At 68.1% G+C, this 22,808-nt stretch carries 24 protein-coding genes and 4 tRNA genes; 11 read left to right on the top strand and 17 right to left on the bottom strand.

Annotated elements, in window-relative coordinates:
* Positions 1-107: 107 nt before the first annotated feature.
* The 9 genes from ASG64_RS16575 to ASG64_RS16535 form a co-directional block, all read right to left on the bottom strand.
* On the bottom strand, positions 108-1,130 hold the full coding sequence (locus ASG64_RS16575; RefSeq protein ID WP_056074686.1) for an NUDIX hydrolase: 1,023 nt from the start codon (positions 1,128-1,130) through the stop codon (positions 108-110).
* On the bottom strand, positions 1,130-2,254 hold the full coding sequence (locus tag ASG64_RS16570; RefSeq protein ID WP_042575946.1) for a glycosyltransferase family 4 protein: 1,125 nt from the start codon (positions 2,252-2,254) through the stop codon (positions 1,130-1,132). Before ASG64_RS16570 ends, ASG64_RS16575 begins: the two co-directional genes overlap by 1 nt.
* The gene (locus ASG64_RS16565) at positions 2,251-3,165 is read right to left on the bottom strand and encodes a phosphatidylinositol mannoside acyltransferase (protein WP_056074685.1); all 915 of its coding nucleotides are present in this window, start codon (positions 3,163-3,165) and stop codon (positions 2,251-2,253) included. Before ASG64_RS16565 ends, ASG64_RS16570 begins: the two co-directional genes overlap by 4 nt.
* Positions 3,162-3,845: a phosphatidylinositol phosphate synthase gene (gene pgsA / locus ASG64_RS16560; protein ID WP_056074683.1), complete on the bottom strand. Its 684-nt coding sequence runs from the start codon at positions 3,843-3,845 to the stop codon at positions 3,162-3,164. The genes ASG64_RS16565 and pgsA overlap by 4 nt, the downstream gene beginning before the upstream one ends.
* A gap of 7 nt (positions 3,846-3,852) precedes the next feature.
* On the bottom strand, positions 3,853-4,404 hold the full coding sequence (locus tag ASG64_RS16555) for an HIT family protein (protein WP_042575949.1): 552 nt from the start codon (positions 4,402-4,404) through the stop codon (positions 3,853-3,855).
* Complete coding sequence (gene thrS / locus ASG64_RS16550; protein WP_056075113.1) at positions 4,401-6,467, bottom strand: threonine--tRNA ligase; 2,067 nt, start codon at positions 6,465-6,467, stop codon at positions 4,401-4,403. The genes ASG64_RS16555 and thrS overlap by 4 nt, the downstream gene beginning before the upstream one ends.
* A gap of 88 nt (positions 6,468-6,555) precedes the next feature.
* Positions 6,556-7,323, bottom strand: coding sequence for a (2Fe-2S)-binding protein (locus tag ASG64_RS16545; protein ID WP_056074681.1), 768 nt, complete (start codon positions 7,321-7,323; stop codon positions 6,556-6,558).
* Positions 7,302-7,757 carry a TIGR02611 family protein gene (locus tag ASG64_RS16540; protein ID WP_082043224.1) on the bottom strand — a complete coding sequence of 152 codons (456 nt, stop codon included), beginning with the start codon at positions 7,755-7,757 and terminating at the stop codon, positions 7,302-7,304. Before ASG64_RS16540 ends, ASG64_RS16545 begins: the two co-directional genes overlap by 22 nt.
* 98 nt (positions 7,758-7,855) lie before the next feature.
* Positions 7,856-7,927, bottom strand: a tRNA-Val gene (locus tag ASG64_RS16535).
* 210 nt (positions 7,928-8,137) lie between these two features.
* Between ASG64_RS16535 and ASG64_RS16530 the strand changes: the two genes are divergently transcribed.
* From ASG64_RS16530 to ASG64_RS16520, 3 genes are all read left to right on the top strand, one after another.
* Positions 8,138-8,210: transfer RNA gene (locus ASG64_RS16530), tRNA-Gly, on the top strand.
* Positions 8,211-8,252: 42 nt separating this feature from the next.
* Positions 8,253-8,323: transfer RNA gene (locus ASG64_RS16525), tRNA-Cys, on the top strand.
* Positions 8,324-8,344: 21 nt separating this feature from the next.
* Positions 8,345-8,419 (top strand) — tRNA-Val (locus ASG64_RS16520).
* 43 nt (positions 8,420-8,462) lie between these two features.
* Here the strand turns inward: ASG64_RS16520 and ASG64_RS16515 are convergent.
* Positions 8,463-8,705, bottom strand: a complete 243-nt coding sequence (locus tag ASG64_RS16515) for a hypothetical protein (RefSeq protein ID WP_056074679.1) — start codon at positions 8,703-8,705, stop codon at positions 8,463-8,465.
* Between the two features lie 185 nt (positions 8,706-8,890).
* Between ASG64_RS16515 and ASG64_RS16510 the strand changes: the two genes are divergently transcribed.
* Both ASG64_RS16510 and ASG64_RS16505 read left to right on the top strand, forming a co-directional pair.
* The gene (locus ASG64_RS16510; protein ID WP_056074677.1) at positions 8,891-9,169 is read left to right on the top strand and encodes a hypothetical protein; all 279 of its coding nucleotides are present in this window, start codon (positions 8,891-8,893) and stop codon (positions 9,167-9,169) included.
* Positions 9,170-9,171: 2 nt separating this feature from the next.
* Positions 9,172-9,705 carry a GNAT family N-acetyltransferase gene (locus ASG64_RS16505; protein WP_056074675.1) on the top strand — a complete coding sequence of 178 codons (534 nt, stop codon included), beginning with the start codon at positions 9,172-9,174 and terminating at the stop codon, positions 9,703-9,705.
* On the opposite strand, the gene zapE is transcribed toward ASG64_RS16505, so the two are convergent.
* Positions 9,706-10,716, bottom strand: a complete 1,011-nt coding sequence (gene zapE / locus ASG64_RS16500) for a cell division protein ZapE (protein ID WP_056074674.1) — start codon at positions 10,714-10,716, stop codon at positions 9,706-9,708.
* Positions 10,717-10,750: 34 nt separating this feature from the next.
* On the opposite strand from zapE, the gene ASG64_RS16495 reads away from it, so the two are divergent.
* The 4 genes from ASG64_RS16495 to msrB are packed head-to-tail and all read left to right on the top strand — an operon-like array spanning position 10,751 to position 14,853.
* Complete coding sequence (locus tag ASG64_RS16495) at positions 10,751-11,500, top strand: pyrimidine reductase family protein (protein ID WP_082518557.1); 750 nt, start codon at positions 10,751-10,753, stop codon at positions 11,498-11,500.
* 44 nt (positions 11,501-11,544) lie between these two features.
* A complete protein-coding gene (locus ASG64_RS16490) occupies positions 11,545-13,122 on the top strand; it encodes an alpha/beta hydrolase (protein ID WP_056074672.1) in 1,578 nt (525 codons plus the stop codon).
* 21 nt (positions 13,123-13,143) lie between these two features.
* Positions 13,144-14,421, top strand: a complete 1,278-nt coding sequence (locus ASG64_RS16485) for a glycosyltransferase family 87 protein (RefSeq protein ID WP_056074670.1) — start codon at positions 13,144-13,146, stop codon at positions 14,419-14,421.
* A gap of 9 nt (positions 14,422-14,430) precedes the next feature.
* Positions 14,431-14,853 carry a peptide-methionine (R)-S-oxide reductase MsrB gene (gene msrB / locus ASG64_RS16480; RefSeq protein ID WP_042572677.1) on the top strand — a complete coding sequence of 141 codons (423 nt, stop codon included), beginning with the start codon at positions 14,431-14,433 and terminating at the stop codon, positions 14,851-14,853.
* Between the two features lie 4 nt (positions 14,854-14,857).
* On the opposite strand, the gene ASG64_RS16475 is transcribed toward msrB, so the two are convergent.
* Positions 14,858-15,340 (bottom strand): SRPBCC family protein, encoded by a 483-nt coding sequence (locus ASG64_RS16475; RefSeq protein WP_056074668.1) that lies wholly within the window; start codon positions 15,338-15,340, stop codon positions 14,858-14,860.
* 111 nt (positions 15,341-15,451) lie between these two features.
* Between ASG64_RS16475 and ASG64_RS16470 the strand changes: the two genes are divergently transcribed.
* Positions 15,452-15,910: a MaoC family dehydratase gene (locus ASG64_RS16470; RefSeq protein ID WP_042572675.1), complete on the top strand. Its 459-nt coding sequence runs from the start codon at positions 15,452-15,454 to the stop codon at positions 15,908-15,910.
* Here the strand turns inward: ASG64_RS16470 and ASG64_RS16465 are convergent.
* From ASG64_RS16465 to hemE, 5 genes are read right to left on the bottom strand one after another with little or no spacing between them, the layout of a single operon-like run.
* Entirely contained in the window at positions 15,901-18,219 is a 2,319-nt protein-coding gene (locus ASG64_RS16465; protein ID WP_056074667.1) for a molybdopterin-dependent oxidoreductase, read from the bottom strand. The genes ASG64_RS16470 and ASG64_RS16465 overlap by 10 nt on opposite strands.
* Positions 18,220-18,225: 6 nt before the next feature.
* On the bottom strand, positions 18,226-18,921 hold the full coding sequence (locus ASG64_RS16460; RefSeq protein ID WP_056074665.1) for an HAD family hydrolase: 696 nt from the start codon (positions 18,919-18,921) through the stop codon (positions 18,226-18,228).
* Complete coding sequence (gene hemQ / locus ASG64_RS16455) at positions 18,918-19,613, bottom strand: hydrogen peroxide-dependent heme synthase (protein ID WP_056074663.1); 696 nt, start codon at positions 19,611-19,613, stop codon at positions 18,918-18,920. The genes ASG64_RS16460 and hemQ overlap by 4 nt, the downstream gene beginning before the upstream one ends.
* A 41-nt stretch (positions 19,614-19,654) precedes the next feature.
* A complete protein-coding gene (locus tag ASG64_RS16450; RefSeq protein ID WP_056074659.1) occupies positions 19,655-21,019 on the bottom strand; it encodes a protoporphyrinogen oxidase in 1,365 nt (454 codons plus the stop codon).
* Positions 21,016-22,104, bottom strand: coding sequence for a uroporphyrinogen decarboxylase (gene hemE, locus ASG64_RS16445; RefSeq protein ID WP_042572670.1), 1,089 nt, complete (start codon positions 22,102-22,104; stop codon positions 21,016-21,018). Before hemE ends, ASG64_RS16450 begins: the two co-directional genes overlap by 4 nt.
* Positions 22,105-22,190: 86 nt before the next feature.
* On the opposite strand from hemE, the gene ASG64_RS16440 reads away from it, so the two are divergent.
* Entirely contained in the window at positions 22,191-22,799 is a 609-nt protein-coding gene (locus tag ASG64_RS16440) for a DUF3000 domain-containing protein (protein WP_042572669.1), read from the top strand.
* The last annotated feature ends 9 nt before the right edge of the window (positions 22,800-22,808 follow it).

Here is a 22,808-nt window from a genome sequence, read left to right as displayed (position 1 = left end):
CCTCAGACGTGCGGGAACGAGTGCACCGCGAGCCTAGGCTCGCGCTGGACCTTCTCGCGATAACCACTTGATCCACACTGGCCCACTATGGCCGGTGTCACAGCAGGTCAGTGGATGGCGCGGACGTCCGGGTCCGTCCGCAACGCCAGCACGGTGTCGGCCTCGTCGAGCAGTTCCGCCATCGCCCGCGGATACACCGCGTCGCCAGACGACGCGAGCGCACGGATGTCGTCGGACGTGCACCATCTGTGCCCGGTGACGACGCGTCGCTCGAGCTCGGTGAAGCCCGTCCGAACCGGTTCGAACGCCTCCGCGCGCAGCGCGAAGAACAGTTCCTCCGAGCGGATGACGACACCGTCGAAGGCGAACGTCGCGGTGCGGCGCCACATGGGTCCGCGCAGATCCTCGGCCGAAGCGATCAGACCGGTCTCCTCCTGCAGCTCGCGGACTGCCGCGTCCCGCAGCGTCTCCCCTACTTCCACCCCGCCGCCGATGGTGAACCAGAAGTGCACGTCGGGAACCGCAGGGTCGTGACCGCGCAGCAACAACACCCGTCCGCGCCCGTCCAGGAGGACGACCCGCGCCGATGTCCGTGTCGACGCCGAATCGACGTCGTCGTCGGCGGTCTCGCTCTCGGTGATCTCGAAGTAGGTAGGCATCGGCGCCGTCCCGCCGAGGCGGAGCAGCCGTACCGGCCGACGTGACCGCAGCGCGAGGGTGTCGCGGACGGCGTCGTTGTGGAAACGACGGGCGATCTGAACGCGCGCTTCGGCGTCGGCGAGCTCGGAGATCATCTGAGGGTTGAGTCGAGCCAGATCGACGCGTCCCAAAGCGACCGACACCGCGTTCTCGGCACGCTCGCGATCGGCCCGCTTCGCCCTCTCGGCGCGGTCCGCCAACTGGGTGAGCGTGCGACTCTCGACGGAGCCGGGAGCGTCGAGCGCGGCGGCGACAGCCCTGGTGACCACGGAGCGGCGAGCGAGGGCGGACTCGAGGGATTGCCAGGACCGGTCCGACCGGACGTGGAGGCGGTCGAGTCGGCGCGCCGTGGAGTACGCCCAGAACGCCACGAGAAGCACCAGCACGAGCAGCACCACGAGTGCCGTGACGACCCAGAACGACGCAGACATCAGTCGATCACCTTCACGGTCCGGCCGGGCACGGCAACGGTTTCGTAGACGCGCACGATCTGCTCGGCGACGACCGGCCAGTCGTACGTGACTGCCGTCCTGCTCGCCTGCCGCACCAGCTCCGCCCGTTCGTCGTCGTCCGAGAGCACCCGGATGACGGCGTCGGCCATGGCCTCGGAGTCACCGACCGGGAACAGCACACCTGCCTTGCCGTCCCGGAGGACGCGGCGGAACGCGTCGAGATTGCTGGCGACGACGGGAGCGCCGGCCGCCATGGCTTCGACCAGCACGATGCCGAACGACTCCCCGCCGGTGTTGGGCGCGCAGTAGATGTCGGCACTGCGCAGCGCCGACGCCTTCTCCGCATCGGTGGTCTGGCCGAGGAAGCGGAAATGCTTCGCCAGGTCACCGGCCTCCTTGCACAGCTTCTGCTGGTCGCCCCGTCCGACGACGAGGACCTCGACATCGGGGAACCGAGCAGCGATCGGGCCCAGCGCGGCAAGCAGGGTCTGCATGCCCTTGCGGGGCTCGTCGTAGCGTCCGATGAAGACCAGCGTGCGGCCCGGCCGCGGGTAACCCGGCAGCACCGGGGCAGTCGCGAATGCGGGTACGTGCACACCGTTGGGAATCTCGACCGCGTCGGACCCCAGGGCTTCCACCTGCCACCGACGCGCCAGCTCGGAGACGGCGATCCGGCCCGCGATCTTCTCGTGGTACGGCCTGAGAACACCTTGGAAGGTGCTGAGCAGCAACGATTTCGTCGTCGACGCATGGAACGTGGCGACGATGGGACCGTCGGCGATCTTGAGCGAGAGCATCGACAGGCTGGGTGCGTTGGGCTCGTGGATGTGCAGGACCTCGAACTCGCCCTTCTCGATCCACGCCCGGATACGGGTGTAGGTCACCGGCCCGAACGCCAGTCGCGCCACCGAGCCGTTGTACGGGAAGCTCAACGCTTTCCCGGTGGAGACGACGAAGTCCGGCAGGGCCGTCTCGTCGCTCGCGGGCGCCAGCACACTCACCTTGTGACCGCGCTGGATCAGGACTTCGGCCAACTCGGCGACGTGCGCCTGCACTCCGCCGGGCACGTCGAACGAGTAGGGACAGACGATGCCGATCTTCACCGCTGCGCCTCGCCGGTCATACGATCGCGCCGTCCTTGCGAGAGGTCCGACCACCACAGCGGCTGGAGCATGTGCCAGTCGGCGGGATGACGGGAGATGTTGGCCGCGAACCGATCCGCGAGCGACTGGGTGGCCTTCTCGACACCGCCGGACACGTCCACCGGCGGCTCGATGGAGAAGCCCCACCCGTCCTCGGTGAACCAGCAGTGCACAGGGAGAAGGGCCGCCCCGGTGTCGATGGCGAGTCGCGCCGGTCCGGCGGGCATCCGCGTCGGCTCGCCGAAGAAGGTCACCGGTACGCCGTGTCGCGCGAGGTCGCGTTCACCGAGCAGGCAGACCACCTTGCCGTCGCGCAGACGTTCGGACAGCTGCTCGAACGGAGGCCGCTCGCCGCCGCTCAGCGGGAAGATCTCGAAGCCCAGGGATTCGCGGTACTCGACGAAACGTCGGTACAGGGATTCCGGCTTCAAGCGCTCCGCGACGGTCGTGAACTGACCACGGGTTCTGGTCAACCACACTCCGGCCATGTCCCAGTTCCCGCTGTGGGGCAGCGCGAGGATCGCGCCTCGACCCGTGGCCAGCGCCGCGTCCAGGTATTCCTGGCCCACCACCGCATCGTCGATCGACGCGGCCTGCGCGGCCAGGTCCATGGACGGAAGCCGGAACGCCTCGCGCCAGTACCTCGCGTAGGAGCGCACCGAGGCACGGATGAGCTCGTCCGGGACGTTCTCCGGAGTGGTCCCCAGGACGCGAGCGAGGTTACGACGCAGTTGATCCGGGCCGCCGTTCCGCCGCGCCGCGAGATCGGCGCCGGCATCGAACAACCGGGTCGCGACGCCCTCGGGCAGTGCCCGGACGACGCGCCACCCGGCGATGTATCCCGCGGCCCCGGCCCGCTCGGACAGACTCATCCAGCCGAGCTGTCCGGCTCGATCCGGTTGGCATCGGTCCGGATCGGGATGACGTCCCGAGCACCCGGTGAGTTGCGGACTGCAAGCACCCGCTGGAACACCGTGACGATGCTCGCTACCGCCAGGAAGTAGGTGGCGACGGGAAGCGCGTACTCGAGCCACTCCAGGCCTGCGAGCTGTCCGATGCCGGTCAGTCCCGACCCGACCAGGACGATGACGAGCCTGTCGGGGCGCTCGATGAGACCACCGTCGGCGGTGAGCCCGCTGGCCTCGGCACGAGCCTTGGCGTACGAGATGACCTGAGAGGTGACCAGGCAGACCAGCATGGCCACCAGCAACGGGCGGTCGTTCTGGTGATAGATCGCCCACCACGAGAGACCGGCGAAGATGGCGCCGTCCGCCACACGATCGCAGGTGGCGTCCAGCACTGCGCCGTACTTGCTTCCGCCGCCGCGTGCTCGCGCCATGGCCCCGTCCAGCATGTCGAACATGACGAACAGCCAGATCACGAGCGTCCCGACGAACAGGTGATCCATGGGGAACAGTGTGACCGCGGCGGCGACACTGGCGACCGTGCCGATGATGGTGACGGAGTCGGGGGTGAGCCCGGTGCTGTTGAGGGCGCGACCCAGAGGTGCGGTGACCTTGGACGCGGAGGCCCTACCGAAGATGCTCAGCACGTCGGCGTCAGTCCTTCCAGGCGTCGGCCAGCAGCGCGCGCGTGTCTCGTAGTAACTGGGGCATGATCTTGGCGCCGCCGATCACGGTGATGAAGTTGGCGTCTCCGCCCCACCGCGGGACGACGTGCTGGTGCAGGTGTTCCGCCAGCGAACCGCCGGCCGGCGCACCGAGATTGAGCCCGACGTTGAACCCGTGCGGGCGCGACACCCGCTTGATGGTGCGGATGGCGTGCTGCGTGAACTGCATCAGCTCGAGGCTCTCCTCGGCCGTGAGTTCCTCTAGGTCGGCCACACGTCGGTACGGCACGACCATCAGGTGGCCCGGGTTGTACGGGTAGAGGTTGAGCACCGCGTACACGTGCTCACCGCGCGCCACGATCAGCCCGTCCTCGTCGTCGAGGGTCGGGATCTGCGTGAAGGGTTCCGACGCCATCTTGTCGTCGGTCTTCGGCGCCGTCGCGATGTAGGTCATCCGGTGCGGCGACCACAGACGCTGCAGCCGATCCGCGTCCCCTGCACCGGTGTCGACGATGGCGCCGTCGGTGTCCTCGGTACTCATCCTTCGTCGCCCCCGGCCGGGAATGCGCCGCCGAAGATCTCTGCGGTCGGCGACTCGTTGCGGCGAGCAGCCACCCACTCGGTCAACGCGGTCACGGCCTGGTCGACGGGGATTCCGTTGATCTGGGTGCCGTCGCGGAAGCGGAAGCTGACCGCGCCGGCGTCGACGTCGTTCTGCCCGGCGAGGAGCATGAACGGCACCTTCTGGGTGGTGTGGTTGCGGATCTTCTTCTGCATCCGGTCGTCGCCCGCGTCGACCTCGGCGCGAAGGCCGGCCTTCTTCAGCGCCGCCACGACGGTGAACAGGTGATCCTCGTACGCCTCGGCCACCGGAATGGCCACGACCTGCACGGGGGCGAGCCACGCCGGGAACGCGCCCGCGTAGTGCTCGGTGAGGACACCGAAGAAGCGCTCGATCGAACCGAAGAGCGCGCGGTGGATCATCACCGGACGCGTCTTGACGCCGTCGCTGCCGGTGTACTCGAGGCCGAAACGGTCCGGAAGGTTGAAGTCCAGCTGGATGGTGGACATCTGCCAGGTGCGGCCGAGGGCATCCTTGGCCTGCACCGAGATCTTCGGACCGTAGAACGCGGCGCCGCCCGGATCCGGCACGAGGTGCAGACCGGACGCGGTGGCCACCTCGGCGAGTGTGGTCGTCGCTTCTTCCCACACCTCGTCGGAGCCGACGGACTTGTCGGGGTTACGGGTGGAGAGCTCGAGATAGAAGTCGTCGAGGCCGTAGTCCTTCAACAGGCCGAGCACGAAGTTCAGCGTGTTCGTGAGCTCCTCGTGCATCTGCTCGCGAGTGCAGTAGATATGAGCGTCGTCCTGCGTCATACCGCGCACACGGGTCAGGCCGTGGATGACGCCCGACTTCTCGTAGCGGTAGACCGACCCGAACTCGAACAGCCGCAACGGAAGTTCGCGGTACGAGCGGCCGCGGGAGTCGAAGATCAGGTTGTGCATCGGGCAGTTCATCGGCTTGAGGTAGTAGTCCTGGCCGGGCTTGCGCACCGTGCCGTCCTCGGCCAGTTCCGCGTCGAGATGCATCGCGGGGAACATGCCGTCCTTGTACCAGTCCAGGTGACCCGAGACCTCGTACAGCGTGCTCTTGGTGATGTGCGGTGAGTAGACGAACTCGTAGCCCTGCTCGACGTGCCGCTGGCGCGAGTAGTCCTCGAGCTCCTTGCGGACGATGCCGCCCTTCGGATGGAAGACCGGCAGGCCGGATCCCAACTCGTCGGGGAAGCTGAACAGGTCGAGTTCGGATCCCAGCTTGCGGTGGTCGCGACGCTCGGCCTCCGCGAGCAGCTCGAGGTAGGCGTCCAGGGCCTCCTGCGACTCCCACGCGGTGCCGTAGACGCGCTGCAGGTCTGACTTCGACTGATCGCCGCGCCAGTACGCGGCCGAGCTGCGGGTGAGCTTGAAGGCCGGGATGTACTTCGTGGTGGGAACGTGCGGGCCACGGCAGAGGTCGCCCCATTCACGATCTCCGGTACGCGGATTCAAGTTGTCGTAGGCGGTCAGCTCGCCGCCGCCCACCTCCATGACCTCCGGGTCGTCCACCGAGCCCTTGTCGTCCACCAGTTCCAGCTTGTACGGCTCGTCGGCCAACTCGGCCTTCGCGGCATCGAGCGAGTCGTAGACCCGGCGGGAGAAGCGCTGACCACTCTTGATGATCTGCTTCATCTTCTTCTCGAGCTTGGTCAGGTCCTCCGGGGTGAACGGATTCTCGACGTCGAAGTCGTAGTAGAAGCCGTTCTCGATGGGCGGACCGATACCGAGCTTCGCCGACGGGAACATCTCCTGCACAGCCTGGGCCAGCACGTGGGCGGCGGAGTGACGGATCACGCCGCGGCCGTCCTCGCTGTCCGCGCGAACGGGCTCGACCTCGCAGTCCTGCTCCGGCGCCCAGGACAGATCGCGGAGACGGCCGTCCTCGTCACGCACCACGACGATGGCGTCGGGACCCTTGTTGGGGAGGCCGGTGTCGCGCAACGCCGTTCCGGCGGTCGTCCCTGCGGCCACGCGGATGCGGGGTGCGAGGACAGCGGAATCGGGCATGCTCACGGTGATGCGCTCCTGGTGTGGGGTGGGAGGACGAGAGAGTTGTCGATGACAGCGTATCGGGAGGACCGACACGCCAGATACCTCACCCGACGAGGGCGGACCACCGGTGGGCGCGATCTGCCGGTGTACGACGCGGGCAACTCGTGCACATCGACTCCCCCGCCTCGAAGACGAGACAGCACGAACTCCGCCGCAGGAACCGCCTGGTGCCCGCCGCGGGGGGCCCGTCGTCGGCCGGCGTGACGCTCCCGTCGCGTGTCACATCGACCAGCCGGGGCTCCGGGAACCGCTGCGCGCGCGGCCTCGAGGTCAACGACGCGATCAGCGGTGACGCGTCCTCGATCCGCCCCAGCGCGGAGACGGCATCGAGCGTGCGATTCGCCACGGAGTCCGACGCGACGGCCCACAGGCTCGGCGCCGACAGTCCCGGCACGCGGGCACAGAGCGTGCGGACGACGAGATCGACGACGTCCGCCAGTGCGTCGGGCGCATCGACCGCGTCCACGATCGACGAGGACGTCACCGCCTCGAGAGTTCCCGTACCGCCGATCGACACCGTGGACACGGACGCGCCCGGATCGATGCACTTTCCCGTGACGAGAAGCTGTGACGCGACGACGAGAGCGAGGGTCGAACTCGAGCCGTACCACCACAACGTCGCGCACGTCGTGGCCGACACGTCGGGCCATCTCCGTGCGGCACGCGCGAGGGCAGCGTCGACGGTGTCCGGGTCGCCGAGGCGTCGAGCGTCGGGTGGGTCGACCGTCATCAGGCCGACCGTCCACGGAAGGGCGTGGCCCGTTGCGGACACCACGTCCGAGACGTGACTCAGAGCGGACTCTGCAGCCACGCCCAGTCCAGGCCGACCCACCCGGCCACCAGTTCCAGTGCGCCCAGGAGCCACAGAGTCGCCAGCACGACGGCCACCGTGAAGAGAAGGCCGATCCCCTTGACGACCAGGTTCTGACGTCCGAACCATTCCATGAACGCGTCGTATCGCACACGCACCCAGCGGAGGACCTTCTTCGCCCACGCGAATTCCGAGGCGAGAATGCCGAGACCGGCGAAGACGATCAGCCAGCCCGGTCCGGGGTACGGAATTGCCACGATGCCCAGGAGGAGAACGATCGTGCCGACGACTCCGACCACGATGCGGTAGATCCGGTCCGCCCCCGGTCGGGCGGCAATGCCGTCCCGGAATTCGCGGTAACGGCTGCGCTCCTCGTCGCGGGAGGCTCGGGCGGGGGTAGCGGCCTCGCGTGAAGGTGCGTCGTCGGTACTCACCGGGCCACTTTAACCGGGGCGACGTCCGCGGGGGCCGGGACGCGGCGGGCCGGAGATGACGGAAGGCCCCCGCCGTGTGGCGGGGGCCTTCCGATGTGTGGTCCCGGCTGGGTTCGAACCAGCGACCTTCCCGGTGTGAACGGGACGCTCTTCCACTGAGCCACGGGACCGTACGGCCTGCGTGAGCGCCGAACGAGGAGAAACGGTAACACGTCGGTGGAAGTGCTCCCAACACGGACCGCAGCCGGCTCGGTGACCGATGGGCGTGACTGGTGTGACGCCAGGGAAACACGGTGTGAACAGCGGATTTGTGACTTCCGGGCGACGTGGGCTAATGTTTCGAACCGCACCACGGAGGCGGAAACGCAGCCGAGGAGTGTGCGGACGTGGCGCAGCTGGTAGCGCACAACCTTGCCAAGGTTGGGGTCGCGGGTTCGAATCCCGTCGTCCGCTCGAGGGTATCGAAATCCCGGTTCACAGGGCTTTCGTCACCACGGTGGAGTGGCCGAGTGGTGAGGCAACGGCCTGCAAAGCCGTGCACACGGGTTCGATTCCCGTCTCCACCTCGTTACCCGGCACCGGGTCCCGCGCGATTAGCTCAGCGGGAGAGCGCTTCCCTGACACGGAAGAGGTCACTGGTTCAATCCCAGTATCGCGCACCACATCGAAAAGCCCCCTTCTTCGGAAGGGGGCGTTTTCGTGCGTTCAGCCCACCCGATATCGCTCGAACAACTCGTCCACGTGTCGGGTGGCTGCCTGATCGTCGACGTACTCGACGCCGTCCCGTTCGGTCACGTGAACGTGGTCGTGCGCGTACTGGATCCACTCGAAATCGGCCACCAGCTGATCGCTGCCGTAGGCGCCGGCCTCGTCCACAGCCGTCTGGATGGCCGCCTTCACGCGGTCGACACGTCCGGTGAAGTACTGCGCCGTCATCTGCTCGGTCATGTCTGTCCTTCCCTCGGGTCGTGTCCCATCCTGCGCGCCCGGACGGCTCCGGTGTTGCGAACGACACGTCTCGGCGGTGACGGAGGCCGAAGACACAACGGTGCGGACGGTGGCGATCCGCCGAACCGGGTCGGCTCCCCCGTCGTTGGTGATTGACTGTTCCCATGCCTAGTTGGGGATGGTTCGTGGTCGCACTCGTGATCATCGACCTGGCCGTCGTCATCACGTGGTTCGCCCTGCGTCACCGCACTCGTTCCGCTCGACTGGACGTGGCTGCCGACCGCCATCCGGTCGACCCCGACACTCGTACGGCGGCCGCCGCGCTGGTGCAGGCCAAGAAGCCCGCACAGGCGATGGCACTGCTGCAGAAGAGCACCGGGATGCCGCTGCGGCAGGCCAAGGATTATGTGGACGCGATCGGCGTCGAGGATCGGGCCCACGCGCTCCACAACGAATCGGCGTGACGATGCCACCCGTCGCGTCGGCGGCGACCGCAGCGGACCTGACAGCCCTCGCAGCGTTGGCGGCGCGCACCTTCCCTCTGGCGTGTCCGCCCGGCACGCTCCCCGAGGACATCGATCACTTCGTCGCGACGGTGTTGTCCGAGGCAGCGTTCGGTACGTACCTCGAGGATCCGGACCGCATCGTCACCGTCGTACGCGGAGACGACGGTCCGGTCGGGTACACGATGCTGGTCTCCGCGGCTCCTACGGACCCGGACGTGGTGTCGTCGCTGACGGTCACACCGTCGGTCGAGGTGAGCAAGCTGTACGTCGACTCGGCCGAACACGGGTCGGGAATCGCGGCAGCACTGATGGACTCGGCCGTGCAGGTGACCCGGGACCTCGGTCGGCGAGCCTTGTGGCTCGGTGTCAACCAGCAGAATCTCCGAGCCCTGAAGTTCTACCGCCGCAACGGGTTCGAGCAGGTCGGCGAGAAGAGATTCGCTCTCGGCGCGGTGCTGCACGAGGATTTCGTCATGCAGCGTGTGCTCGACTGATCAGACGGACGCGAACCTCGACAGGGCGAGGAGTCGGGACGTCGCGCGCAGGTACTTCTTGCGGTAGCCGCCCTGCAGCATCTCCTCGGTGAACAGCTCGTCGAGCTTCGCTCCGGACACGGTGACCGGCGTTCCGGCGTCGTACAGACGGTCGGCGAGGACGACGAGTCGCAGGGCCACCGACTGGTCGGGCGCGGCGTGCACGTTCTCGATGAACACCCCCGTGACACCCTCGATGAGCTTGCCGTAACGGGACGGATGCAGTGTGCTGAGATGCTTCACCAGCTCGTCGAAGTCGTCGAGCGTGGAGCCTTCGACCGCCGCCGCGGCGGCCTCGATCCGGTCGGCCGCCATCGGATCGGGGGCGGGCGGCAGATCGCGGTGACGGTAGTCCGGACCGTCGACGCGAATGGACTCGAAGATCGAGCCGAGCTTCTTGATCTCCCGGAGGAAGTCCTGGGCGGCGAACCGACCCTCGCCCAGCTGGCCGGGAAGCGTGTTGGAGGTCGCGACGATGGACACGCCCTTCGACGCCAGCTCGGTGAGCAGACGGGAGACCAGCATGGTGTCGCCCGGATCGTCGAGTTCGAACTCGTCGATGCACAGGACGCTGTGGCCCGACAGTTCGTCCAGCGCCTTGGTGAATCCGAGGGCGCCGACGACGTGAGTCAGCTCGACGAAGGTTCCGAACGCCTTGGGCTCCGGCGACGCGTGGAAGATCGACGCGAGAAGGTGCGTCTTACCGACGCCGAAGCCGCCGTCGAGGTACAGACCGGCGCCCGATGCAGGCGTCTTCTTACCGAACAGGCCACGCTTGCCACCCGAGCGGATCTTCGCCACCTTGCCGGCGAACTCCTCCGCCTTCGCGACGGCTTCCGCCTGCGTGGGCTCGTTCGGGTCCGGGATATAGGACGCAAAACTGACGTCGTCGAACATGGCCGGCGGCACCATCTGTGCGATCAGCTGATCGGCGGGCACCACGGGATTGCGATCGACGAGACGTTCCGGCATGGAAAGAGGTTAACGACGTGGTGTGATGGCTTTTGTGCAGCGTATCGATAATGGGACCTACCTCACAGTGAACAGTGACGATCTGGTGGAGCTCTACGCCTACCCGACGGACCCGGGCACGCCGTGGATCAGGGTGAACTTCGTGGCCAGCATCGACGGAGCGGTGTCTCAGGACGGCGTGTCCGGCGGCCTGGGCACCGACGCGGACAAGGCGGTCTTCACCGCGCTCCGCGGATTGGCCGACGCGGTGCTGGTGGGCTCCGGCACCGTCTCCGCGGAGAACTACGGCGGGGTGGTCGTGAGCGACGAGGTGCGCGCAGCGCGTGTGGCACGTGGCCAGCAACCGGTCCCGCCCGTGGTGGTGGTGACGGGCTCGGCCAACGTCGATCCGACGGCGGCCGTCGTCACCGATGCCGAGGTGCCCCCGATCGTGCTGACCACGTCCGACGCACCCGAGGATCGCGTCCGCGCACTGACCGACGCTGGGGTGACGGTGGTGCGGGGCGGCGAGACACTGTCCGGACACGCGGTGAAGTCCATGCTCGACGAGCTGGGCCTGTACCGGGTGCTGTGCGAGGGCGGGCCCGGACTGTTCGGCTCACTTCTCGAGGCCGACGTGGTCGACGAGCTCTGCATCACGACGTCGCCCACCATGGCGGCGGGATCTGCAGGACGAGTGTCCACATCGGACAGTGCTGTCGATCGGCCCATGCTTCCCGCGCACATCCTCGTCGACGACGACGGCACGATGCTGGTCCGATGGGTGAGTAACCGCACGTCGTGACCTCGAACGATCGGAATGTCCGCCGGGGATGGCACTCTGGCGTCATGCAGCTGTCGAGTGTCGGGGGGCGACTGGCCGTCGTGGTGATGGTCGGTGTCGTCGCCGCAGCATGTGGCGCCGGCCCGTCGACGCGGCCGGACGTCGCGGTCGAAGGCGGTTCGACGGGTGGCGCCGTGCCGTCGTCGGACTCGGCCCCCGCCGATGCCGAACCGTTGCCGCTCGAGGCACCGATCACGGACCTGAACTGGTCGGACTGCACAGCGAGGACGACGGGCTCCTACGGTGTCGTGGCGGCGGCTGGAGTCGTCGTGGACTGCGCGACGTTCGCAGCGCCCATCGACCGGAACGTCGCGTCCGACGGCACGTTCGAGCTGTCCGCAGTCCGTGTGCGCCTGTCCTCGACACCGGCGGACGCGGTCCCGCTGGTCTACACCTCGGGTACCGATCGACCGTCGTCGGCAGACATCGCGGCTATTGCGGCTCAGCCCGACTCGTCGCTGCTGGCCACGCACCCGATCGTCGGCGTCGACCGCCGCGGGATCGGCAACTCCGCGCCGTTCGACTGCTACTCGGGGCTGTCCTCGACGCGCGACGCGCTGTTCGATCTGGGCCAGTTCTCCCCCGGCACCGATCCCGCCGACCGCGTGGCGACGCTCGCCCGCGACGCAACGATCGCGTGTACCGACTTCCTCCTTCCGGAGGCGCTGATCTTCGCGACCACCAACAGTGCCGATGACCTCGAGGCGCTCCGCGAAGCGTGGGGCGTACGGGCGCTGTCGCTGCTCGGGTCGGGCAACGGTGCGCTGGTCGCACTGGCCTACACGGCCGCCTACGGCGATCACGTCGCCAGACTGGTGCTCGACTCCCCCACCAGCGTGGTCACCGACGCCGTCAGTTCCGCCGAACAGACGGTGCGCGGCGAGGAAGCTGCACTGACCGCGTTCTCGACCCGCTGCGCCGCGATCGGATGTTCCCTCGGTGCGGATCCCCGCGCGTCGGTGGTCGAACTCTTCCGGCGGGCCGACGCGGGCGAACTCGCCCCGCTGTCGGGAGCGACCGTCCGCGAGGCCGTCGTCCACCTGCTGTCGTATCCGTCGTCCGGGGACTCCGCGGCGCTCATCCGGACGGCATCCGACACTGTCGCGGGCGCTCTCGCCGGCAACATCGCCGCTCTGGACGACACCGTGAACCTGGTGCGCTCGTTCACCGAGACCGACGGCCACTTCGTCAGCGTCTGCACCGACGGGCAGCAGTGGCCGGCGCCCGATCGCGTCCGTGAGCTCCAGTCGTCCTGGGCCGGGCAGTATCCCGCGTTCGGTGCGACCGCAGCACTGGACCTGCTCACCTGCTCGGCATGGCCGGCCACGAATCCCCCGCCCGTTCCGTCGACGATCGGTGTGCCGGTCCTCGTTCTCAGCGGAACCGCGGACGCGATCACCGGAACCGAACCGCTGCCGGCCGTCACCGGAGCGCTGGGGGCCGCCGGTGCGGCGACGACGACGGTGACGTGGGACGGCATCGGTCACCCCGTCACGGTGGGCTCGGGGTGCGGGCGTTCCGCCGTCGGTTCGTACCTGGCCTCGGGCGACTTGCCGGGAGGCGGGAATGCGTGTCCGGCCTAGCGGCCGGGGTACCGTCTCCGGGTGTCGTTCCGTCATCTCGAGCCGCGAACCGGTGAGACCACCGCCCAGGTGATCCGCTTCGCGTTGTGGCCCATCGCCATCCTGACGGTCCTCAATCGCGTGATCGTCAAAGCCGTCAACGGCAACATCACCGACGACTTCCGTCCGGTCTACAACGCGGCGTTCGCCTTCCTGAACCGTCGCGAGGTGTACACCGCGAACTTCGACTCGGTGGACCCGCACTACCTCTATCCACCGAGCGGAACGCTGGTCATCGCACCTCTCGCGATTCTGGATCCGGAGCGCTCCCGGTGGATGTTCATCGGCGTCAACGCCCTTGCGGTCGTCGTCGCGCTGTACCTACTGCTGCGCATGTTCGAGCTGAGCCTGTCGTCCGTCGCCGCGCCTGTCGTCTTGTTGGCGGCGTTCTCGACCGAGACCGTCACCAACACCCTCATCTTCACCAACGTCAACGGGTTGATCCTGCTCGGCGAAGTGCTGTTCATGATGCTGCTGCTCCGGCGTCGCTACTACCTCTCGGGTGCCGCCATCGGGCTCACGATCGCCGTCAAACCCACTCTCGCACCGCTGCTGCTCCTGCCGCTCGTGCGCAAGGAGTGGCGCGTGTTCGTCACGGCCCTCGGCATTCCGCTGGTCCTGACACTGCTGGCACTGCCGCTGTCCGTCGACGCGGGCGCCTTCATCACGCACACGCTGCCGTACCTGCTCGAGTCGCGGGACTACTTCAACAGCGCGATCGTCGGGAACGGCCTCTACTACGGCTTGCCGACAATTCTCGTCCTCGCGCTCCGCGCCGTCTTCGCCGCGATGGTGCTGGTGTCGCTGTGGCTGCTGTGGAAGTACTACCGGCACGACGAGCTGTTCTTCGTCGTCACCGCCAGCGGGGTCTTGCTGGTCGCGTCGTTCCTGCTGACCTCCCTCGGCCAGATGTACTACTCGATGATGCTGTTCCCGCTGATCATGTCGGTGGTGCTGCGCAACTCGGTCATGCGGAACTGGCCCGCGTGGTTGGCCGTGTACGGATTCCTCAGCTACGACAGTTGGCTGGTGGGCAGATTCCCCGAGTTCGGGCGCGCCATCGAGTACCTGCGCTCCACCTGGGGATGGTCGTTGCTGATCATCGTCGTCTTCGCCGTGCTGCTCGGCCGCTACCTGACCGCGCGTCGGGAAGGCCGACTCGATCAGGGCATCGATCCGGCGTTCCTGCTCGACCAGCCGCGGACCACCACAGCGACGCCGTCACCTGCGGCGACGGCAGAGTCCGCGCCCACGCATTAGCGTGGGGGCATGAGTTCTGCACCGGAGAAGAAGCCCACCTACGAGCTGTCCGACGACGAGTGGCGCACGAAGCTGAGCGCCGCCGAGTACGCCGTGTTGCGCAAGGCCGGAACCGAGCGTCCGTACGTCGGCGAATACACCGACACCACCACCGAGGGTGTCTACAAGTGCCGCGCATGCGACGCCGAGCTGTTCCGCAGCACCGAGAAGTTCGAGTCGCACTGCGGCTGGCCGTCGTTCTTCGACCCCAAGGACACCGACGCCGTCATCCTGAAGGTCGACCGCTCGATGGGCATGAAGCGCACGGAGGTGCTGTGCAGCAACTGCCACAGTCACCTGGGCCACGTCTTCGAGGGCGAGGGTTACCCGACGCCGACCGATCAGCGGTACTGCATCAACTCCATCTCGCTGACTCTGGCGCCGTCCGAGTAGGTCGTCAGAGCGACAGGTAGTACGTGCTCTGGGACGGGTAGTAGTCGTCGAACGACGGCAACTGCCCGTCCTCTCGCGCTGCCACCAGCATGTCGAGGTAGTACTCCCACCCCGGCCCGATGTCGCCGATTCCCTCGTCCGACTCGAGGTGGTGGACGAACGTCAGCGTCGTCACGGCGTCGGTCTGCGCCAGGGTGATCTCGAAGTGCCACCCGCCGGACTCGACGGCCACATGGTTCGGCGCCCGGCAGCCGACGATCGTCATGTCGGACACCGGCGAGTTCTCCTCGAAGCCCATCGTCACGCGGATCGTGCCACCCTCGCGGCCCTCACCCTCCCAGCTCCCGTACCAGCGAGCGGTCCGATCGCTCTCGGTGACACTGGCCCACACATCGTCGATCGGTGCGCGGAAGGTGCGCCGGAGTTCGAGGTCGACGCCCGTGTCGGTGCGGTGGAGCCTGCCGGTGGGTTCCGGATGTCGCGTCATCGGCGCATCGTACTGCGCCGCCGTTGCTCACAAATCGGGCCCGCAGGGCCGAATGTGCCGCCTCGGCACCGGTTCTGTGCAGAACGGCTCGCCGCCGCTACTGTCGGCTCCATGCGTACCTTCACCTCTGCAGACGACATCACCTCCGCCATCGGCGAGACGATCGGCACCAGCGACTGGTTGGAGATCACCCAGGAGCGTGTGAACCAGTTCGCCGATGCCACCGGCGATCACCAGTGGATCCACGTGGACCCGGAGCGCGCTGCGAAGGAGAGCCCGTTCGGCGGCCCCATCGCACACGGCTACCTGACTCTGTCGTTGCTGCCGGCGTTGTCGTGGCAGACCTACACGGTGGAGAACTCCACGATGGGCGTCAACTACGGCAGCAACAAGGTGCGTTTCGTCAATCCCGTCGCCGTCGGGTCACGCGTGCGCCTGGTCGCCGTGCTGGCCGCGGCGGACTCGCTTCCGAACAACGCCGTCCAGATGACCGTCGACTCGACCATCGAGATCGAGGGTGTCGACAAGCCTGCGCTGGTCGCCCAGGTGATCAGTCGCGTCTACTTCTGAGGACGCGGCACGAACGTCGGCTGATCGTGCGCGCGGACGGGCGGTAGTTCGCCCGTCCACTTCTCGATCTCGACGAGCACGTGCTGGCCGGTGGAACCCTGTGCGAGCGAGGATGTTCCGCGATCCGCCGTCAACACGTTCGGGTTTCCATGCACGCACATCGACCGCGGGTCCGACGGATCCAGCGGGTCGTACCAGGCACCGGTGGAGAGTTGGACGACGCGTATCCGCATCGCGTCGTCGACGATCAGACCGGCCAGGCACGACCCCCGATCGGTGAACACCCGGACCACATCGCCGTCGACGAGTCCCCGCTGATCGGCATCCACGGGGTGCATGCGGAGGGGTTCCCTGCCCTGGATCTTGGACGCCATGCTGACCGCGCCGTGGTCGAGCTGACTGTGCAGTCGCGTCTTCGGCTGGTTCGCGATCAGATGCAACGGGAACTGCGCTGCGCGTGAGCCACCGAGCCACTCGTCGGGTTCGTACCAGGCGGGATGTCCGACGCAGTCGTCGTACCCGAAGGCGTCGATGTCGGCGGAGAAGATCTCGATTCGACCGCTGGGCGTCCGCAGCGGCGCGCGCTCGGGGTCGTCGCGGAAGTCCGACAGCAGAGTCAGGTTCTCCTCGGTGTCCATCCGGAAGGAGCCGTCGGACCAGAAGCGGTCGAACGTCGGCGGCTCGACGCGGCCGGCGTCGCGGACGAAACGCCGCCACGGCTCGTACAGGTGCCGGAGCCAGTCCGCGGACGTCCGACCCTCGGTGAACTCGTACTCGACTCCCAGTTCGCGGGCCAGCAGCGTGAAGGTGTCGTAGTCGTCCTTGCTGTCGGCGAAGGCGGGCACCGCCGCCTGCATCGCCACCAACAGCGGATCGTTGCGCGTGCAGCTGAGGTCGTCGCGCTCGAGAGTGGTGGTCGACGGAACGACGAAGTCCGCGTGACGCGCCATCGGTGTCCAGTACGGCTCGTGCACGATGATCGTGTCGGGTCGGCCGAGCGCGCGGCGGAAACGACCGATGTCCTGGTGATGGTGGAACGGGTTCCCGCCCGCCCAGTGCACCAGTCGGATGTCCGGGTACGTCCCCGTCGTACCGTCGAACTCGAACGATCCTCCCGGGTTCTCCAACATGTCCGAGATCGCCGCGACGGGGATGGATGACGCCACCGCATTGAGGCCCTGCGGAAGCGTCGGCAACGGGTAGGGCACCGGGCCGATTCCGGGTTCGTTCATCGACCCGTAGCCGTGGCCGAATCCTGCTCCGGGGACTCCGATCCCGCCGAGCATGGCCGCGAGGGTGATGCCCATCCACGGAGCCTGCTCACCGTGCCGGATCCGCTGCAGCGACCACGTGACCGAGACGAGGGTCGTGCTCCGGGCCATCCGCCGGGCGAGGTCGACGATGTCCGACGCGGGCACGCCGGTGACGCTCTCGGCCCATTGCGCCGACTTCGCGACGCCGTCCGACCGCCCCAGGAGATAGTCCTCGAAGCGGTCGTACCCGGTGGTGTAGCGCTGCAGGAAGGCCGTGTCGTGCAAGCTTTCCGACGCGAGGACGTGTGCGAGCCCCAGCATCAGCGCGACGTCGGATCCGGGGACGGGCGCGATCCACTCGGCCGCACCGTCGGTGTCGTCGCGGATCGGTGAGATGCTGACGATGCGTCCGCCGCGCGCCCGCAACCGCTGGAGTCCGTCCCGTGCCGGGTGGTTGCTGGTGCCTCCGTGGTTGACGGAGGTGTTCTTCAGCGGCACACCGCCGAAGGCCACCAGCAGATCCGTATGGTCGGCGATGACGTCCCAGGACGTCGAGCGGGAGAACATCTTCCAGTGCGTTCCCATGACCCGCGGCATGATGGCGCCGGTCGCCCCCAGCGAGTAACTGCCCACCGACCGCGTGTAGCCGCCCAGGGTGTTGAGGAATCGGTGGACCTGGCTCTGGGCGTGATGGAACCGACCAGCGCTGCCCCATCCGTACGAGCCGCCGAAGACGGCCTCGTTGCCGTGCTCACCGATGACGCGCCGCAACTCGCCGGCCAGCAGGGGAACGAACTCGTCCCAGTCGAGTTCGACGAAGGAGTCGTTGCCACGGTCCGTGGACGGACCCGGTCCGTTCTGGAGCCACCCACGCCGCACCGAGGGGCGGCGCACACGTGCTCGGTGAGTCACCGATCCGGGGACGTTGCCCAGGATCGGTGACGGATCGGCGTCGCCCACCGGCGGATGCACCGCGACGACATCGCGGCCGTCCGTGTCGGCCGTGAACATGCCGAAGTGGGCCATCTGCTGAACGCCGGTGCGGCCGAGTCCCATCGGACGTCAGTCGATCCGGAGGCCGTGCTCGGTCACCACATCGACCAGCGCGGACGGGCGCTGGTCCGTGGGAAGCGGATCGACGAGGCCGAAGGACATGCCGAGCGCCCTCGCTCCGCCGTCCGCCTCCTCGCTGTCACCGACCATGAGGCACGACTGCGCCGGGACACCGAGCGCGTCGACGGCTGCGCGGAAGATGGCGGGGTCCGGCTTGACGGCGCCCACCTCGAAGGACAGCGAGTAATACGTGATCAGGTGACCGACGCCGAGGTGGTCGAACGCGGGGCGCAGGTCGAAGGCGATGTTGCTGACGACGGCGATCGGGATGTTCTTCTCGGCCAGGCCGCGCACGACCCGCGCGGTGTCGGGGTAGGCGGTCCACGAGTCCGGGTCGATCACCTTGTCGTACAACGACTCTGCATGATCCTTCCGCCGTACGCCCGACGCCTCGAGCACGGCGAGGTACGCGGCCCGGTGCATGGCCGGGTCCAGATCGCGCGCTTCCCAGGCACGGTGGCCGTCGTCGTCGAGTGTGACCACCGACCCGACAGGTTGAGTCATGCGCCGCATCAGTTCCGCCTGGAAGTGCCCGTCGACCTTCTCGTCGTCGCCGACGCGGAGATCGGTGAACCAACTCTCGTCCTCCTCGAGCCGGAAGAGCGTGCCGGAGAAATCGAAGAGAACGGCGGCGGGTGTGCTCACGGAAGCGACTCGACGAGGGCCTCGACGCTCACCCGGGGGCCGCTGAAGAACGGGACCTCTTCGCGCACATGCCGTCTCGCCTCGGTCGCACGGAGGTCTCGCATGAGGTCGACGATGCGGTCGAGGCTCGGCGCCTCGAACGCCAGGATCCACTCGTAGTCACCGAGGGCGAACGACGGAACCGTATTGGCGCGGACGTCCTTGTACCCGCGCGCGGCCTTGCCGTGATCGGCCAGCATCGTCCGTCGTTCCTCGTCGGGAAGCAGGTACCAGTCCAGCGATCGGACGAACGGGTAGACGCAGATGTACGCGCCGGGCTCCTCGTTCGCGATGAACGCGGGAACGTGCGACTTGTTGAACTCGGCGGGCCGATGCAGGGCCGCGTTGCTCCAGAAGGTGTCACAGGCGCGCCCCAGTGCCGTGGAGCGGCGGAACCGCGAGTACGCCGCCTGAAGATCCTCGATCCGCTCGGCGTGCCACCAGATCATGAAGTCCGCGTCGGCGCGCAGCCCGGCGACGTCGTAGATGCCGCGCACCACGACATCGGTGTTCTCGAGACCGTCGAAGAACGCCTGTGCCTCGGCGAGCACGGCCGCTCGGTCCTCACCGAGTGCGCCGGGTCGGGCCGTGAACACCGAGTGCATCGAGTACCGGAGGGTGGAGTTGAGTGCTGCGAAATCGAGACGTGCCATGAGCCCATCGTGCCACCCGACGCGCCGACGTCACGAACGGGTCAGAGCGCTGCAGCCAACCGCAGTGCCGCGGCGGACGCCGTCGCCACGCAGGCGGGGACCCCGACGCCGTGCAGGTAGGCGCCCGCGAGTTCGAGCCGAGGGATGGCGGCTGCCGCCGCGTCGATGCGGGCGATCCGGGCGACGTGGCCGGGCCGGTACTGCGGCAGGCCCCCGTGCCAGCGCTGCACGAACGCCGTCGTCGGCACGTCCGTGATTCCGAGTACGTCCTGCAGGTCTCGACGTGCGGCGTCGATCAGGACGTCGTCGGGTCGGTCGACTATCGCGGAGTCCCCGAACCGCCCGAAGGACACGCGCACCAGTTCGCCTCCACGCTCGGCAAGGTGCGGCCATTTCCTGCTCGACAGCGTGAACGCCTTCGCGCGCAACGGGACACCGGTGGAGTCGAGTTCTCCGGTGGCCACCAGCACTCCCGAGTTCTCGGGCAGGTCGCACGCGTCGTACCCCAGTGCGACGACGGCCGACGACGCGAGCGGTAGTGCGCCGAGTTCCGTTCCCAGCGCCCGATCGACACCGACGAGCAGTCCCGACGCGACCGGCGCGGGCACCGCCAGGAGGACACCGTCCACGGCGCCGACTCCGGGAATCACCCACTGCCCGCCGGAATCGCGCGTGAGGTCCGCGACGTCGGCATGCACCTGGTCTGCGCGCGACGACGCCAGCAACGCCTCCAGCAGCACGCCGTATCCGCGGCGTAGGCCACCGAAGACGGGCCCGGGCGCAGGAGTCGGCCGAGCACGCTCGACAGCCTCGCCGAGACTGCTCGCGCCACCGTCGAGGGCTGCCGCGAGCGTCGGCAGCGCCGCCCGCACGCTCGTGGTGTCGGACAGGCCCGAGTACACACCGCCGAGCAGCGGGTCGACGCTGCGGGCGGTGACCTGCGGACCGAACCGTTCGGAGACGAGGGCGCCGACGGCGGCGTCGTCACCCGGCGTCCAGGCCAGGGGTCGCGATCGCTCGTCGTCGATGCGTCGGCAGGTCTCGTCGTCGACGATCGACCGCACGGACTCGGAAGTGGCCGGGATCCCCATCAGCGTTCCCACGGGCAGGCTGTGCAGCGCTCCCCCGGTGCGCAGCAGCGGCCTCGCGGTCGACGACGGTCGGACCAACTCGTCCGACAGGCCCAGCTCCGCCAGGAGTTCGGGCACCTCGGGTCGCCGCGCGATGAACGCTTCCGCGCCCACGTCGACCGGGCCGGAACCCATGTCGACGGTGCGCAGTTTACCGCCGATCCGCTCGGCGCTGTCGACGATCACGATGCGGGCGTTCTCGCCCAGCAGCCGACGCAGACGATGGGCCGCGACCAGGCCGCTGATCCCGGCTCCGACGATCGCGACCGAGGTCACAGCTGGTGCACCATCTCCACCACCGATGTGACGACGCCGGGATCGGTGGCCGGCAGGACGCCGTGTCCGAGGTTGAAGACGTGTCCGGTCGCGCCGAGGTCGAGGGCCGCGTCGGCTTCGCCCACGATGCGAACCACATGGCGACGCAGTGCGTCCGGGCCGGCGAACAGGACGGCGGGGTCGAGGTTGCCCTGCAGTGCCTTGCCGGGGCCGACCCGTCGTGCTGCCACGTCGAGGGGGATCCGCCAGTCGACACCGACCACGTCGGCGCCTGCCTCACCCATCGCGCCGAGCAACTCACCCGTGCCGACACCGAAGTGGATCGTGGGGATACCCGCCGATGACACCGCGTCGAACACGCGTGTCGAGTGCGGAAGGACGAACTCGCGGTACTCGGCCAGCGACAACGCGCCTGCCCAGGAATCGAAGAGCTGCACGGCGTCGACGCCGGCTCCGATCTGCGCCTGCAGGAAGCCGATGGTGGTGTCGGCGAGGGCGGACAGCAACGCATGCCACGTGTGCGGATCGGAGTGCATGAGCGCCTTGGTGCGCTCGTGATTACGACTGGGGCCGCCCTCGACGAGGTACGACGCCAACGTGAACGGCGCTCCGGCGAACCCGATCAGCGGCACGTCACCGAGCTCGGTGAGGAGCAGGGACACCGCCTTCGCGACGGGTTCGACCTGCTCCGGCAGCAACGGCGGCAATGCCTCGACGTCGGCGACCGTCCGCACCGGGTTCGCGATCACCGGTCCCGTACCGGCCACGATCTCGAGATCGATGCCCGCCGCCTTCAGCGGTACGACGATGTCGGAGAACAGGATGGCGGCGTCCACGCCGTGGCGGCGCACCGGTTGCATCGTGATCTCGGTGACCATCTCCGGGTCGAAGCACGAGCCGAGCATCGTGGTGCCCTCGCGCAACTTCCGGTACTCGGGCAGCGACCTGCCCGCCTGCCGCATGAACCAGACGGGCCGACGCGTCGGCACCCGCCCGGTCGCCGCCGCGAGAAACGGTGCGTCGGGCAGCGAGCGACGCGGGGTCGTATCGCTACCGGTGAGGGCGTCGTCAGGCGTCGTGTTCATCGCCGACCATGCTGCCACGCCGCCGCCCGTCCCCCTACGGCGCGCCTCTGACCACGGCGTCGGCAACCGGGCTAACGTCCGCTCTCGTGACCACGTCCGAGACCGCCTCGCAGCCTGCGCCCTTCCGCGCCGCCATCGACGCGATGCACCGGGCGACGGTCCACCCCAGCATCGAGGTCGGCCCCATCCGACCGCCGCAGCGTCTCGCACCGTTCAGTTACGCCCTCGGGGCGGAAGTTCGGCACTCGGAGACCGAGTCGGTTCCGGAGCAGAGCGACGGCGACGCGTTCGGTCGATTGATCCTGCTCTACGACCCCGACGGTGACGAGGCGTGGAACGGCACGATGCGTCTGGTGGCGTACATCCAGGCCGACGTCGACGCCTCCCTGGCATCCGATCCGCTGCTGCCAGAGGTCGCGTGGAGCTGGTTGGTCGACGCCTTCGAGTCGCGGTCGGAACCGCTCACAGCTCTCGGTGGCACCGTCACGTCCACCAGTTCCGTCCGCTACGGCGACATCGCCGGGCCGCCGCGCGCCCACCAACTCGAGCTTCGGGCGTCCTGGACTGCGCTGAGCGAGGAGCTGTCGGTGCACGTCGAGGCCTTCGGCGAAGTGCTGGCGTACGCGGCGGGCCTGCCGCCGGCCGGCATCACCGCTTTGGGTACACGCGGCGACTCCGGCTCGTCCGGCGCCTAGAGTTCGGGG

Origin of the sequence: Rhodococcus sp. Leaf247 (assembly GCF_001426185.1) — a bacterium.
Classification (GTDB): domain Bacteria; phylum Actinomycetota; class Actinomycetes; order Mycobacteriales; family Mycobacteriaceae; genus Rhodococcoides.
Note: the sequence above shows the minus strand (reverse complement) of the source record. Positions and strands in the feature narration are given on the sequence as shown.

Excerpts from the sequence above, each read along its gene's own strand:
- ASG64_RS16470 (WP_042572675.1), top strand. The coding sequence starts at position 15,452 with ATGCGTACCTTCACCTCTGCAGACGACATCACCTCCGCCATCGGCGAG.
- zapE (WP_056074674.1), bottom strand. The coding sequence starts at position 10,716 with ATGCCGGAACGTCTCGTCGATCGCAATCCCGTGGTGCCCGCCGATCAG.
- msrB (WP_042572677.1), top strand. The coding sequence starts at position 14,431 with ATGAGTTCTGCACCGGAGAAGAAGCCCACCTACGAGCTGTCCGACGAC.
- ASG64_RS16575 (WP_056074686.1), bottom strand. The coding sequence starts at position 1,130 with ATGTCTGCGTCGTTCTGGGTCGTCACGGCACTCGTGGTGCTGCTCGTG.
- ASG64_RS16475 (WP_056074668.1), bottom strand. The coding sequence starts at position 15,340 with ATGACGCGACATCCGGAACCCACCGGCAGGCTCCACCGCACCGACACG.
- thrS (WP_056075113.1), bottom strand. The coding sequence starts at position 6,467 with ATGCCCGATTCCGCTGTCCTCGCACCCCGCATCCGCGTGGCCGCAGGG.
- ASG64_RS16555 (WP_042575949.1), bottom strand. The coding sequence starts at position 4,404 with ATGAGTACCGAGGACACCGACGGCGCCATCGTCGACACCGGTGCAGGG.
- ASG64_RS16505 (WP_056074675.1), top strand. The coding sequence starts at position 9,172 with ATGCCACCCGTCGCGTCGGCGGCGACCGCAGCGGACCTGACAGCCCTC.
- hemE (WP_042572670.1), bottom strand. The coding sequence starts at position 22,104 with ATGAACACGACGCCTGACGACGCCCTCACCGGTAGCGATACGACCCCG.
- hemQ (WP_056074663.1), bottom strand. The coding sequence starts at position 19,613 with ATGGCACGTCTCGATTTCGCAGCACTCAACTCCACCCTCCGGTACTCG.
- ASG64_RS16515 (WP_056074679.1), bottom strand. The coding sequence starts at position 8,705 with ATGACCGAGCAGATGACGGCGCAGTACTTCACCGGACGTGTCGACCGC.
- ASG64_RS16565 (WP_056074685.1), bottom strand. The coding sequence starts at position 3,165 with ATGAGTCTGTCCGAGCGGGCCGGGGCCGCGGGATACATCGCCGGGTGG.
- ASG64_RS16465 (WP_056074667.1), bottom strand. The coding sequence starts at position 18,219 with ATGGGACTCGGCCGCACCGGCGTTCAGCAGATGGCCCACTTCGGCATG.
- ASG64_RS16490 (WP_056074672.1), top strand. The coding sequence starts at position 11,545 with ATGCAGCTGTCGAGTGTCGGGGGGCGACTGGCCGTCGTGGTGATGGTC.